This is a genomic window from Arthrobacter sp. D2-10, assembly GCF_054161285.1.
This window is the reverse complement of record NZ_CP096431.1, coordinates 1,465,489-1,479,020: the sequence shown is the minus strand read 5'-3', so window position 1 is coordinate 1,479,020 and position 13,532 is coordinate 1,465,489. Positions and strand designations below refer to the sequence as shown.

Genomic DNA, 13,532 nt, shown 5'->3' with positions numbered 1-13,532 from the left:
TCTAGGACTCTATCCTGTTGCCTGAAAGCACAGAGAATCCATGCCGTGTCAATGCGGCGGCCAGTTCCACCCGGTCATCCAGCGGCAAATTCACGCCTTTGACCTCCTGCCACACCTCGTGGCCCCGTCCTGCGACAAGCACCACATCTTCGGGCTGAGCCAGCGAGACCGCTCTGTCGATAGCCTCTGCACGCGGGAAAACCTCCAGGATCTCGCAGGTCAGGTTCTCCGAACTCCTGGCAGCGTGGGCGCCCTCCAGCACGCCCGCCCGGATGACGGCTTCGTCCTCGTCATGAGGGTCATCGTCAGTGACGATCACGATGTCTGCCCGGCGAGCGGCCGTCGCACCCATGATCGGACGCTTTGACACATCGCGCTGCCCGGTGGCGCCGAACACAACCAGCACGCGGGAATCGGCGTCGGCCACCCGTACGGAGTCCAGCGTCAGGGCGAGCGCGTCGGGGTTGTGGGCGAAATCCACGATGGCTGCAGGACGCTCGCCGATCAATTGCATGCGGCCCGGCACCTGGGTTGTGAAGGGATCGTGTTCGTCCAGAGCGCGCTGCAGGTCGGATGCCTCCACCCCTGAGGCAAGGACCATGACGGCGGCCAGTGCAGCGTTCGCGATGTTGAAACTTCCGGGGAGGCCGCAGCGAAGCCTCAGCCGTGCCCCCTGTGGGCCGAGCAGGGTGAACGTGTGCCCGAGACCTGTCCGCTGTATCTGCGAAACGGTCCAGTCAGCCTTCACCTCACCCGTCGCCGACACAGTGGTCGTCTCCACCACTGTCTCGTCGGCAATCCGCCTCCCCCACTGGTCATCAATCAGAAGAACAGCGCGGCGCGTGCGCTCCGGCCGGAACAGCGCGGCTTTCGCGGCGAAGTACTCCTCCATACTTCCGTGCAGATCGAGGTGGTCCTGTGTCAGATTGGTGAAACCGGCGACGTCGAAGTGGACTCCGTCCACCCGCCGGTACTCGATGGCGTGGGAGGAGACCTCCATTGCTGCCGCGTCGATGCCGCGCTCACGCATCAGGGCCAGGAGGCCATGCACCTGGGGCGATTCCGGGGTGGTCAGAATTGACGGAATGACGGTTCCGCCGGCCCGGATCTCGATCGTGCCGATCAGCCCGGTGCTCCTCCCCAGCGCCGATTCGAGTGCGTTGAGGAAGTAGGTGGTGGTGGTCTTGCCATTGGTGCCGGTTACCCCGAAGAGGGTGGGGCGGCCGGAGACCGGCTGACTGTCGAAAACGACGGCGGCAAGCGGGCCCACATAGTCACGCACCGGAGCAGCCCGGTACAGGGGAACGTCGTGTCCGGCAAGTGCCGACTCAGCCGCGGCCACACCGGCATCGTCCGTCAGCACGGCAGCCGCGCCGGCCGCGATCGCCTGACCGGTGAAGTCCGCCCCATGGCGTCCTGTCCCGGGGACGGCAATGTAGAGGTCTCCCGGAACGACTTGCCGTGAATCGATCGTGACGCCCGTGATGGAAACGGGATCGCCGTCGTCGTTCCGGGTACCTACCCGCTCCACCGAGGTGAGATCCGCTGGAAGAGCGGATAACACCTCAGCCATGGTTCGGGGCACGACGACGTCGGGCCGCATGCGCGCGGCAGCAACGGACTGTTCATTTGTGGACACGTTTGGGGCCTGCTTACGCGGATCAGTACACGACCGGGTAAGTTTCGGGCTTACCGGTCGCGGGCGGGACGTTGTTCGAGTTCAGAACGTATTTCATGACCTTCTGGAAGGATTCCCCCGGAACCAGATAGTACAGGTCTCCCTGGGGCCGCTGCAGTGTCACCACCACCACGTATTCGGGGTCCTCCATTGGTGCCATGCCGGCGTACGACAGTGTGTATCCGTCGTAACCGCCCTGCGGACTCGGTGCTTCCGCGGTGCCGGTCTTGGATCCCACGCGGTATTCCTCGAGGGCACCGGACGCTCCGGACCCCTCAACGGTCACGGTTTCCAGCATGGTGTGAAGCTCGTCGGCCGTTTCCTCCGACACAACGCGCGTGCCCTCGGCCTGCGGCACCTTGTGCTCAGTGCCGTCGGGGTCAATGTAGGCGTCGATGAGCCGCGGCTGCAGGCGAACGCCGTCGTTGGCGACCGTCTGGTAGACCATGGCGGTGTGCAGGGCCGTCTGCGCGAGTCCCTGGCCGAAGAGCACAGTGTATTGCTGACGTTCGTCCCAGGTGTCCGGCGTGGGAAGGATGCCTGCTGTTTCTCCGTCAAGCCCCACGTTCAGGGGTTCACCGATACCGAACTTCCGCAGCCAGTCATAGCGCTCCTGCTTGCTCAGCTGTTCGCCGATCATGACCGTTCCGGTATTCATCGACTTGGCGAAGATTCCGGCGGCTGTCCGCTTCTCGGTCCCGTGCTCGAAAGCATCCTTGAAGGTCTGCCCGTCCACCGTGTAGGTGGGCGGTGTTTCGAACCTGCTGGTCGGCTCGATGATTCCTTCTTCCAGCGCAGCCGCCATGGTGATGAGTTTTGTGGTTGAGCCGGGTTCAAACGACGCGGTGACGGAGAGGGGTCCCAGGAATTTGGGATCCGTGGCTGCATAGTTGTTGGGATCCGGCGTGGTCGACTCGGCCATCGCCTTGATCGCCCCGGTCTTCGCCTCGACCACAACGATGTTCCCCCACTCGGCGTTGTAGTCCTCGACCTGCGCCGCAATGGTCTGCTGGGCGAAAAACTGCAGGTCCTGGTCGATGGTCAGCCGCACCGACTTACCGTCCTGCGCAGGCACGTCCTTATTGGTGGCGTAGGGAATGCGGATACCGTCGCCGCCGATTTCGTAGGTGCGGCTGCCGGGCGTACCGGTCAGATGCTCGTCCTGCGTCAACTCGATACCGCTCAGGGCCCGGCGATCCCCGCTCATGAAGCCGAGGATCGAGCCTGCGACCGCTCCCGACGGATAGGTACGCAGAGTAGTGGGATCGGCGTAAACCCCCGGCATTCCGACGGCGAGTACCTTGTTCCGTACCTCCGGCGTCACCGAGCGCGCGACGAAACCGAATGAGGCATCACCAAGGATGGATGACTTCAGCGTCGCGACGTCCTGGCCGAGGATTGCCGAGAGTTCCTCGAAGCCCTGCTCCATCGGGATGTCCTCGACCCGCTCATCTGTCTCCGGGTTGTATCGGTCGAATGTTTCGCCGCCGCTCAGCCGCTGGTCGACCACGATGTCGAACCGTTGGACCGTGTGCGCCAGTTCGTTTCCCTCATCGTCCAGGATGCTGCCGCGCAGCGCCGGCACCTCCTGCGTGACCAGACGCTTGTTCAGGCCGGCCTGGGCCATTCCATCGAAATCGAGTCCCTGCACCTGGAAGAGCCGAACGCCGAGCACAAGCAGCAGGATCAGGACGAAAGCCAGACCGACTCTCAGCCTCGCGGCTCCGAGCGCTACCCGTAGTGTTTCCTGTTGGGAGTTGTCGGCTGGTGCCACCGTGGTTCCTCGCTGCGTTGGTTACTGCGGTTGCTTATTGTCCGGGAGCGGCTTGTGCGGGTGCCGGGATGGTTCCGCCGCTCGCCGGCTCCGCGGTCGTGACCGGTTCCTCGACGGCGGGTTCCGCTGCTGGCTCCGCCTTTTCGACGGGCGCTGCAGGCGCGGCGGCCTCGCTCGGCATATTCACAGCGGGGGCCGGAACAAGGACCGGCGGTGCATCAGACCCGCTGGCTGGTTCCGGAGTTCCGCTGACTGCCAACGAATCTACATCAATGATTCCGAAAGTCGGGGAAGCCACCATGTCGAGTTCATGAGCCGCCGTTGCAAGGTTTTGGGGTGCCCTGAGGTTCTCGAGCTGTTGCGTCAAAGCCTGGTTCTGCTCAGCAAGGGCAACCTCCTGACCACGCAGTGAAACCAGCTTGTATTGACTGCTGGAGACGGAGATGTTCAGCATGAGGACGACCACCAGGGCGGCGATGAGCGCAGCCATCGAGAAGACGGCGAAAGGCACCCGACCACGCGTGGGAGCGGCGGGAACCACTGAAAGCGGGGTCCGCCGTCGTTCCCGTCCGGCCTGCGTCTCCGGGTTCGATATCGCAGGACTCTGCAGGGCGCGCGCAGTATTGCCTGCGACCATCGGCGCGGTTGCGTAAGCGCTGCGATGCACAGACGGCCTCTCCTGCACTGACTGGCTCATCATGCGTTCCTGTCTGTCGGGCTGGTTCTGGTCCGTTCAACTGCCCTGAGCTTGGCGGACGCGGCTCGCGGGTTGTCGGCGATCTCCTGCTCCGTGGGTGCTTCGGTACCCTTGGTCAAGGTTTTGAGATACGGCTTGTGCTCCTCGAGTTCCACCGGAAACCCGACGGGGGCCGAAGATCGGATTCCTGCGGTGAAAGCCGCTTTCACGATCTTGTCCTCGAGGGAGTGGTAGGACATGACCACTACCCTCCCCTGCACTGCGATCGAACCCAGCGCAGCCGGGATGGCCCGGGTGAGTACGGAGAGCTCCTCGTTGACCTCGATCCGCAGGGCCTGGAAGGTCCGTTTCGCTGGATGTCCGCCGGTTCTGGCGGCTCCTGCCGGAACCACAGACCGAATAACGTCGACCAGTTCACCGGTGGTGCCGAACGGTTTTGTTCCACGGGCGGCGACGATCGCGGAAGCGATGCGCCCTGCGAACTTCTCCTCCCCCCAGCTGCGGATGATTCGCCGCAGCTCCTCTTCGGAGTAGGTGTTCACGACGTCGGCGGCACTCTGCCCGGTACTCGTGTCCATCCTCATGTCGAGTGGTGCGTCGTAGGAGTAGGCGAACCCGCGATTACGCTCATCAAGCTGCAGCGAGGAGACACCCAGGTCGAACAGAATGCCGTGCACTTTGTCGAAGCCGAGGTCTTCGAGAACCGAGGGAATTTCGTCATACACGGCGTGCACGAGGTCGGTGCGGTTCCGGAAGGCAGCAAGCCTCTCTCCGGCGAGACGCAGGGCCTGCTGGTCGCGGTCTATGCCCACGAGGTGGAGTTTATTGAACCGCTGGAGCATGGCCTCGGAGTGGCCCCCCATGCCGAGGGTGGCGTCTACGACGACGGCGCCCTCACCGGCCGATTCAATAGCGGGAGCGAGGAGGTTGATGCACCGGTCCAGCAGAACGGGAATGTGCCGTTCCTCGGTAGGACGCTCCTCCCCCATATGCCCGCTCCTTCCTGCTGACTCATTCAGGCTGCGCACCTGTGCTGTGAACGCTGTGCTTGTTCTTCGATCAAATCCCCATCCGCTCCATGCGTCCGTCTGCCTGGCTCCGGGGAAGGTGAGTCAGGTGGGCGGCCGCTGGGCGGCTGGAGGTCTCATCCAAGAACCTTCGCAAGCGCGAATGCTCTGTTGTAGTTACTAAGGGTTGTGGTTACTCGGTGCAGCGACTGTCAGAAAATTCCCGGCAGTGCGTCTTCGTCAGTTTCGGAGAAGGCTGTTTCCTTCTCTTCGAGATAGTCATTCCACGCGGTCGCATCCCAGATCTCAGCGCGGCTTCCCGCTCCGATCACTGCAAGCTCCCGATCCAGCCCTGCATAGGTACGCAGGGCCTGCGGAATCGTCACCCTTCCCTGCTTATCCGGCACCTCATCTGATGCGCCGGACAGAAAAACGCGAATGTAATCACGAGCCTGGCGCGAGGAGAGCGGTGCCTCCCGCATCTGCTCGTGAACTTTCTCGAACTCCCGCTGACTAAAAACGTAGATGCAGCGCTCTTGGCCCCTGGTCAACACCAAACCGTCGCTCAGTTCGTCTCGAAACTTTGCCGGTAGGATCAACCGCCCCTTCTCGTCCAGCCGTGGCGAGTGTGTTCCGAGGAACATCCGCCACCACCTGTCCGATCGGGAGGGCCAAGCGTAACCACTACGCTCTTATGTCCCCCACTTTACTCCACAATCCTCCCCCGTCAACGCGACACCACGTGCGGTCGAACTGTTTCTTCCCGCTGATCGGCGCAGCCATGCGGATATCGCTAGGTGGAGGGCTGTGGAGGGGATATTGCGAATGTGGTGCTGCCAGGGGGCATCAACGTCGGTTTGTGGCGATTAAACGACACAGGGCCCGCCTTTGGCGGGCCCTGTGGGGGAAAGTGGAGGAGGTGGGGAGCTTAGGGTTGATCCCTTTTACGCTCGTCCCACTTTTCTTCGAGACTGCTGAGGAAACCGCCGCGCGGCGAGCTGGACGCCTTGGCCGTTTTGCCGGCTCCCGGGGCGGCGCCGTCCAGCTTGGTCTTGGTTGTTGCGTAGTAAACACCGGCGCCCATAATGAGGAAGCCCAGGACACCCACCGGTATGAATTGATTCCAGATGCCGAGTAGCAGGACCGCGATACCGGCAATGGTCACGAGCGAACCGAGCACGATACGGCGGGTGGACATCGAGCGAGTGGTACTCGACGCCATGGAGTGGGCGAATTTGGGATCGTCGGCGTGAAGCTGTTGTTCCAACTGGTCAAGCAGCCGCTGCTCGTGTTCCGAGAGTGCCATCACTGCCTCCTTGCTACTGGTACCGAAACCCTCAAACCCAAACAACGAGTTCAGCCGGGAACTAGTTCCCGGCTGCCACCGCAACGAGTTCGCTGCGGCTTGCTGATCTGAGTGGGTCAACACCTGGTCGATCCCTAGTAATAAGGATAGATTGCATTCACCCCGAGGGAAAGCCGCTCCCGGCCGCCGGAGACCCCTGCAAGGCCCGAAATCAGCCGTTCGACGGCTCGTTGGATGCTTCCCCGTTTGCTGTCCCGGACGGGGGTCTCAATAACCGGGCTGGGATAATCATCGAAGCGCCGAACTTGCCGTTCACGCGGTCGAGCGCCTGCTCAGCAAGACGCCAATTGTCGTCCTGGCGGTCGATCGTCAGCTGGTGCGCACTGCCGGCCGCAGATTCGAGTTTCTCCGCCCGTATTCCGATAAGTCGAACGCTCAGCGGACGTTCACCCAGCGACTCCAGCAGTTGGCACGCTGCGACGTAGACGGCGTGGGCACTGTCGGTAGGCTCCGCCAGCCGCCGCGACCGGGTGAGGGTGGAGAAGTCCGCATAGCGAAGCTTGAGGGAGATCCCAGAGGTGCGCAACTGCGCGGACCGAAGGCGGGAGGCCGTACGGTGCGACAGGCGAAGCAGTTCCGCGCGGAGAGTGTCGTCGTCAGCGATATCGGACGCGAAGGTCTCTTCGGCGCCAATACTCTTCTCCTGTCTGCTGACCGTCACCGGCCGGGGGTCCTTCCCCCAGGCAAGCCTGTGAACATGTGTGCCGGTGGCGCCTAGTGTGCGTTGCAGGACGGAAACGGGTGTCCGTGCAACATCTTCGACGGTCCTGATTCCGAGCCGCGCGAGAACCTCCTGTGTCTTCGTGCCCACCCCCCAGAGCGCTGACACCGGGAGTGTATGCAGGTATTCAACGGTCTGCGCTGCCGGAATCAGCAATAGCCCGTCCGGCTTGGCACGCGTTGACGCGATTTTCGCGACGAACTTGGTGGAGGCGATCCCGACGCTCGCAGTGATGCCGAGCTCACGTGCAATTGTGCTTCTGATGAGCTCACCGATGCGCCGGGGCGGCCCGAGACGGCGCAGGGATCCCGACACGTCAAGGAAGGCTTCGTCCACACTCAGCTGTTCAACGAGTGGTGTGATGGTGCCGAAGATCTCCATGACAGAGGCGGAGACCTCGGCATAGCGTTGATGGTGAGGTTCGAGGATCACCGCGTGGGGACAGAGCCGCATGGCAGTGGCCATCGGCATGGCGGATCGGACTCCGAACCGCCGCGCCTCGTAGGAGGCCGACAATACGACTGAACGGCCCGACGGCGACCCGGCGATCACTGCCTTCCCGCGGAGATCCGGGCGCGAGAGAAGCTCCACCGATACGTAGAAGGCGTCCATGTCCACGTGGAGGATGGTGCATTCGGCGTCCTCTGGTCCAGCGGAATCGGAGCGGATGGACATGGTGCTCATCCTAGTGCTGCCCACGGTCAATTCGACCGCTCCGGCGGTCACCGCAGCGGACAGCACCGGATGAGGAGCGCCTAGACTGGGCCTATGACCGACCGTATCGCTGCTTCTTCCACGCTTACCCAGGACGAGCAGGATCGCTTCCGTCAGTCACTTACTGGAGTCACCCGGGACTTCCTTTCCGCGCAGCGCACCCTATTGGAGTCCGTATCACCGGACAGCGCCGTCCTTGTTGACGCAATTGAACGGCTGGTCGCCGGCGGCAAGAAGATGCGGCCGCTGCTGTGCTACTGGGGATGGAGGGGAGCCGGAGGAGCAACGGACGACGACGGCATCGTCACCGCAGGGATGTCCCTCGAACTGTTTCAGGCGGCCGCGCTCGTGCACGACGACATCATCGACCGGTCGGACATCAGGCGTGGTGCGCCAAGCGTGCACAAGCAGTTCGAAGGCCGCCACGATAACGGGCGCTGGCATCTCGACGCAGCGCACTTCGGCACCGGTGCGGCCATCCTCGCGGGAGATCTTTGCCTGTCACTCAGTGAGGAGGCGTTCGCTTCCATCGCCGGGGCGCCAGAGACGCTTCGCACGGCGCGAGCGATCTTCAACCGGATGCGCACGGAAGTCATGGCTGGGCAGTACCTCGACCTGCTCGAGGAAGCTGTCGGACCGGATCGGGACCCCGCTGAGGCAGCCGAACGCGCACTGGGCATCGTGCGGTTCAAATCCGCCAGGTACTCGACCGAGCATCCGCTGTGTATCGGCGGCGCCCTTGCGGGGGCAACACCGGAAATGCTCGCCGGCTACTCGTCGTTCGCGCTTCCGCTGGGCGAGGCATTCCAGTTACGGGACGACCTGCTCGGGGTCTATGGCGACCCGGCTGTCACCGGTAAGCCCTCCGGGGATGATCTCCGCGAGGGCAAGCGGACCGTCCTGATAGCGAAGGCCTTGCAGGCCGGCAGCCCGGAGCAGAAGGACGCCCTGAATGCTGGGCTCGGGAGCACGGTGATGAGTCAGGAAGAGGTGTTCCAGCTGCAGGGAATTATCGATCAAACCGGTGCGCGAGAAGAAGTTGAAGCCCTCATAGCCGAGCGGGCGGCCACCAGCTTTCAGGCGCTGGAAGCGATACCCCTGGATGCGGTCTGCAGGGACGCACTCGGTTTCCTTGCCGAGGCCGCGGTCACGCGCACGGCCTGACGCAGCGGCCTCGCATGACGCGCAGGTGACTACCAGGCCATAGCTTGGGCACGACGGCGAATCTCCGTCTTTCGCCCTGCCTTCAGTGCATCAATGGGTCGACCCGGCAGGGACTCGTCTTCCGTGAAGAGCCAGCGGATGATCTCTTCGTCCGAGAAGCCTGAATCGCCCAGGACTGCAACGGTTCCCTTGAGGCTCTCGAGGACATGCCCATCGGTGATGAACTCTGCGGGCACAGAGCGGATGTTCCGGTCAGTGACGCGGACCGACACGAGCGCGCGCTCATTGATCAGGCCATGGACCTTGGTGATTGACAGGTCAAGCGCTTCCGCGACATCGGGAAGGGTGAGCCAATCGCCCACAAGGGTTTCCAGTGTATTCACGCCCTTAAGCGTGCCATGCCTCCGTGCTCCAACTCCACTCAGCGGCGGACCTCGGAGCGTCCAGTGGCAACACGCCAATGCTGCGCAAATACTGCGACTTTCTGAGGTGTTGTGCTACGTGGCTCATGGTGTAGATTCACATAAGTCACACAAGTAACAGTAACAACTTGTGTATCAACTGCACCAAAGGGTCTCGGGGATAACGGCGGCATCGGCTGGCGCTCCTTGCCCTGCCATGCGGGTAAGCCCGCCGATACAGATGAGGACAGACAATGACCGCCCAGCGCCCGTCATCGCCGCTGAACGTGCCAGCCGCCTGCACAACCCCGTTCAAGAACCGAGGATTAGGTATCGCGGTTTCCTCCGCCGCAATTCCGGCCGTCGTACTCTCCTCGGTTGCACTGGCGGCGCCAGCTGCAGCCGCGCCGGCCTCGAGCCACGTCGCATACCAGCCGCTGAAGACCATGCCGGCCACCAGCGCCAACTCCGCTGTGATCCCCGCTTCCCTGGTGGCAACACAGGTGCCGAAGCTTGTCCCCATGCAAAGCTCGCCCGCAACGTACGTCGTTCGCGCAGGCGACACGATCAGTGGCATTGCTGCCCGGCACGGACTCGCCATGCAGGCAGTCCTCAAGGCCAACGGTCTGACGGTCAACTCGCTCATCCACCCGGGCCAGAAGATCAAGCTCTCCGGTTCCACCGCAGCCCCTGCCAAGCAGGCAGCTCCTGTCAACCGCCAGTCGGCAGCCACCTACACCGTGAAGTCGGGCGACACACTTGGAGCGATCGCAGCCCGCCACGGAGTGAGCCTCGCGGCCGTGCTCAAGGCCAACGGGCTGTCAATGTCGTCCGTCATCCATCCCGGACAGAAGATCAAGCTCTCAGGGCCCGCCGCGGCCCCCGCGCCGAAGGCGTCCGCACCCAAGCCTGCACCCGCCTCCGGCGCCACCTATGTCGTGAAGGCCGGCGATACGCTGGGCGCCATTGCGGCCCGTCACAACGTGAGCCTAGGGTCCGTCCTCTCGGCTAACGGACTTTCGATGAACTCGATCATCCATCCAGGACAGCAGCTGAAGCTGGGCGGATCGAACGTGGCCGTTCAGACCGGCCCGAAGCCCGCAGCACCCAAGCCTGCTGCGCCGGCCGGAGGCGGGTCCTACACCATCAAGGCCGGCGACACCCTCGGCGCGATCGCAACCAGGCACGGGGTGAGCTTGAACGCGCTTCTTTCAGCGAACAAGCTGAGCGCTACAACGATCATCTATCCCGGCAAGAAGCTGACCATTCCGGGCGGAGCAAAGACACCCGCGCAACAGAAGCCCGCCGACCTTGTGCCGTCGACCTTCCTGCACTACACCTACCCGGACGCCGTGGTTGCGGAAGCCAACAAGAACAAGCACACCCTCAACAACCTTCCGGCGCCCTCACAGGCGGAGATGAAGGCGATCGTTGCAGATACTGCTCGAAAGATGGGTGTGGATCCCAGCCTGGCGCTGGCATTCTCCTACCAGGAGTCCGGCTTTAACCAGCGGGCAGTCTCCCCTGCGAACGCCATCGGCGCGATGCAGGTGATTCCGATGTCCGGCGAGTGGGCCTCCGACCTTGTCGGTCGGAAGCTGAACCTCCTGGACCCTTATGACAATGCGACCGCGGGTGTTGCGATCATCAAGGCGCTCCTGCGCAGCAGCCCAAACCAGGACATAGCCATCGCGTCCTACTACCAGGGCCAATACTCCGTCCAGACGCACGGCATGTTCTCGGACACCAAGAACTACGTCGCAGCAATCAAGGCGCACCAGAAGAACTTCCGCTAAATCCCGCCCGGGATCGCTGTTTCCAGACAGCGGCCGGCGCCCCTACCGATCTGTGTTGGTGCGGGCGCCGGCCGCTGTTTCACTTAGTATCGAAGGGTGCGGGAGAGGGCGAGAGACTCACTGGTGGACACCGTCGTGGACGGCCGTTACCTCGTGCGTTCCCGGATTGCGCGCGGCGGCATGTCCACTGTCTACCTGGCGACGGACCAGCGCCTTGAGCGGGATGTTGCGCTCAAGGTTCTTTACCCCCACCTTGCCGAGGACCAGCGCTTCCTTGAGCGGTTCGAGCGCGAAGCAAAATCTGCTGCGAGGCTGTCTCACCCGCATGTTGTGGGAGTTCTGGATCAAGGGGTGGAAGAAGGACCGGATCATGGAGTCGCCTACCTGGTCATGGAGTATGTTCCCGGCAGAACGCTCCGAGACCTTCTGAGAGAGCGCGGCCGTCTGACCCCGCGCCAGGCACTCGCCATGCTTGACCCCGTCATCGAGGGATTGGCCGCGGCCCACGACGCCGGGCTTATTCACCGGGACGTGAAGCCCGAGAATGTGCTGCTCGAGGAGCGCGGCGGGATCAAGATCGCCGATTTCGGGCTCGCCCGAGCAGTGTCCGCAGGAACCAATACCGGCACCCTCGTCGGCACGGCGGCGTACTTGCCGCCGGAATTGATGACCGGAGGGACAGCGGACGCCCGCAGCGACATCTATTCGGCCGGTATCATGCTTTTCGAACTTCTTACGGGCACGCAGCCTTACCAGGGAGATGCCCCCATTCGGGTTGCGTTCCAGCACGTGAACTCGCGAGTTCCAGCGCCTTCCACCAGAGTGCCTGGGCTGGCCGAAGACCTCGACGAACTGGTTCTCTGGTGCACCGCCGTCGACCCCGAGGAACGCCCCGTCGATGGACATTCCCTACTCGGCGAACTGCGCCATATCAGGACCACACTCACCGACGCCGAACTCGACCTGGGCAGCGAGCACCAGCATGAACCCGCAGCGTCCGGAAAGTTCTTGGATTCCGGCGGCGACGCTCACACGGAAGTCATTTCCGGTCCATACTCCGCCACTGAGGTAGTCGGACCCTCGCATCCCACTGAAGCCATTGGCGGATCAGGGTCCCCCACCACCGTGCTGGGCAAAGGCTCACACCCCACGACCGTATTCGATTCGGTTCCAGCCGCAGGCCCAAAGCCCGAACGGCAACCCGACCCGGCTGCTCGGGAGAAGCTTGCAGCCAGGGACTTCAAGGCGCACCAGAAAGAGCGGGCAAAAGCTGCACAGCGACCGCAGAAAGCATTGCGGCCGGGTAATGGTCGCCGTCGCAGCGCACTGCTGATCGCCTTTCTCGCCCTTCTGGCACTGCTGGCCGCCGCAGCCGGCTGGTTCCTCGGAACAGGTCCTGGCGCGCTCGTAACCGTACCGGACGTTTCCAACCGCCCGCTGAGCGTCGCGCAGGCCCTTCTTTCCCAGGTCGGCCTGTCCTCAAGGGCCGAGCAGGTCCACTCGGACGCAGTGGCTGAGGGACTCGTCATCACGAGTGAGCCGCAACCAGCAGCCGCAGTGCGGCCGTGGGAAGAGATCGCGCTGATCGTATCGCGGGGCCCAGAACTCTTCGCGGTTCCCGAGGTGTCCGGCCTCGCTGAGGCGACAGCAGCGGCTTCGCTCGTGGCTGCAGGTTTCGACGTCGGAGAGGTGACACGCCAGTTCAGCAGCTCCGTCGGCGAAGGGGAGGTCATCGCCACTACCCCGGCGGGAGGCGAGACAGTCCCGGCGGGCACCGCCATTGGCCTCGTCGTATCCCAGGGACCTGAACCGGTTGCGGTTCCCCCGGTGGTGGGTCTGCCTGAGGAAGAAGCCCTCAGCGCGCTGGAGGATGCAGGATTGGCCGGTGAGATCGCCCCGGAGGCAGTCAACGACGCAGAGGTACCGGCGGGTTCCGTCCTGTCGCAGAGTCCGTCCGACGGTCAGCTCCGGCCGGGAGAAACGGTCACGCTCACGCTATCCGCGGGTCCCCGGATCATCGAGGTTCCGGATGTCTTCTCCCAGCCGGAGGCAGAAGCGATTGCGGCGCTCGAGGAGGCCGGATTCACTGTCGAAGTGGACTACGCCTTTGGCAGGCCGGTTCTTGGACTGGTCGCCGGCCAGGACCTCGCGGGTGAACACCCTGAGGGTTCAACGGTCACCATAACGGTTACCTGACAGGAGCCAAACGGCTAC

The 13,532-nt window shown here is 63.4% G+C and carries 11 protein-coding genes; 3 read left to right on the top strand and 8 right to left on the bottom strand.

The features are described 5' to 3' along the window. Window position 1: 1 nt before the first annotated feature. From M1D74_RS06890 to dinB, 7 genes are all read right to left on the bottom strand, one after another. The gene (locus M1D74_RS06890; RefSeq protein WP_458117154.1) at window positions 2-1,603 is read right to left on the bottom strand and encodes a UDP-N-acetylmuramoyl-L-alanyl-D-glutamate--2,6-diaminopimelate ligase; all 1,602 of its coding nucleotides are present in this window, start codon (window positions 1,601-1,603) and stop codon (window positions 2-4) included. A gap of 58 nt (window positions 1,604-1,661) precedes the next feature. Beyond that, window positions 1,662-3,452: a peptidoglycan D,D-transpeptidase FtsI family protein gene (locus M1D74_RS06885; protein WP_309070887.1), complete on the bottom strand. Its 1,791-nt coding sequence runs from the start codon at window positions 3,450-3,452 to the stop codon at window positions 1,662-1,664. Between the two features lie 34 nt (window positions 3,453-3,486). Next, window positions 3,487-4,152, bottom strand: a complete 666-nt coding sequence (locus M1D74_RS06880) for a hypothetical protein (RefSeq protein WP_309070886.1) — start codon at window positions 4,150-4,152, stop codon at window positions 3,487-3,489. Next, window positions 4,149-5,138 carry a 16S rRNA (cytosine(1402)-N(4))-methyltransferase RsmH gene (gene rsmH / locus M1D74_RS06875; protein ID WP_458116941.1) on the bottom strand — a complete coding sequence of 330 codons (990 nt, stop codon included), beginning with the start codon at window positions 5,136-5,138 and terminating at the stop codon, window positions 4,149-4,151. The genes M1D74_RS06880 and rsmH overlap by 4 nt, the downstream gene beginning before the upstream one ends. 230 nt (window positions 5,139-5,368) lie before the next feature. Next, on the bottom strand, window positions 5,369-5,800 hold the full coding sequence (gene mraZ, locus M1D74_RS06870; RefSeq protein ID WP_309070884.1) for a division/cell wall cluster transcriptional repressor MraZ: 432 nt from the start codon (window positions 5,798-5,800) through the stop codon (window positions 5,369-5,371). Between the two features lie 284 nt (window positions 5,801-6,084). Next, complete coding sequence (locus M1D74_RS06865; protein ID WP_458116940.1) at window positions 6,085-6,462, bottom strand: DUF3040 domain-containing protein; 378 nt, start codon at window positions 6,460-6,462, stop codon at window positions 6,085-6,087. Between the two features lie 211 nt (window positions 6,463-6,673). Next, window positions 6,674-7,918 carry a DNA polymerase IV gene (gene dinB, locus M1D74_RS06860; protein ID WP_309070882.1) on the bottom strand — a complete coding sequence of 415 codons (1,245 nt, stop codon included), beginning with the start codon at window positions 7,916-7,918 and terminating at the stop codon, window positions 6,674-6,676. 93 nt (window positions 7,919-8,011) lie between these two features. Here dinB and M1D74_RS06855 point away from each other — a divergent pair, with 93 nt between their 5' ends. Next, a complete protein-coding gene (locus tag M1D74_RS06855) occupies window positions 8,012-9,121 on the top strand; it encodes a polyprenyl synthetase family protein (protein ID WP_458116939.1) in 1,110 nt (369 codons plus the stop codon). A 29-nt stretch (window positions 9,122-9,150) separates the two neighbouring features. On the opposite strand, the gene M1D74_RS06850 is transcribed toward M1D74_RS06855, so the two are convergent. Continuing rightward, the gene (locus M1D74_RS06850; RefSeq protein WP_309070880.1) at window positions 9,151-9,504 is read right to left on the bottom strand and encodes an Rv2175c family DNA-binding protein; all 354 of its coding nucleotides are present in this window, start codon (window positions 9,502-9,504) and stop codon (window positions 9,151-9,153) included. Window positions 9,505-9,776: 272 nt separating this feature from the next. Here M1D74_RS06850 and M1D74_RS06845 point away from each other — a divergent pair, with 272 nt between their 5' ends. Next, window positions 9,777-11,318 carry a LysM peptidoglycan-binding domain-containing protein gene (locus M1D74_RS06845; protein ID WP_309070879.1) on the top strand — a complete coding sequence of 514 codons (1,542 nt, stop codon included), beginning with the start codon at window positions 9,777-9,779 and terminating at the stop codon, window positions 11,316-11,318. Window positions 11,319-11,441: 123 nt separating this feature from the next. After that, window positions 11,442-13,514 carry a protein kinase domain-containing protein gene (locus M1D74_RS06840; RefSeq protein WP_458116938.1) on the top strand — a complete coding sequence of 691 codons (2,073 nt, stop codon included), beginning with the start codon at window positions 11,442-11,444 and terminating at the stop codon, window positions 13,512-13,514. Window positions 13,515-13,532: the final 18 nt, after the last annotated feature.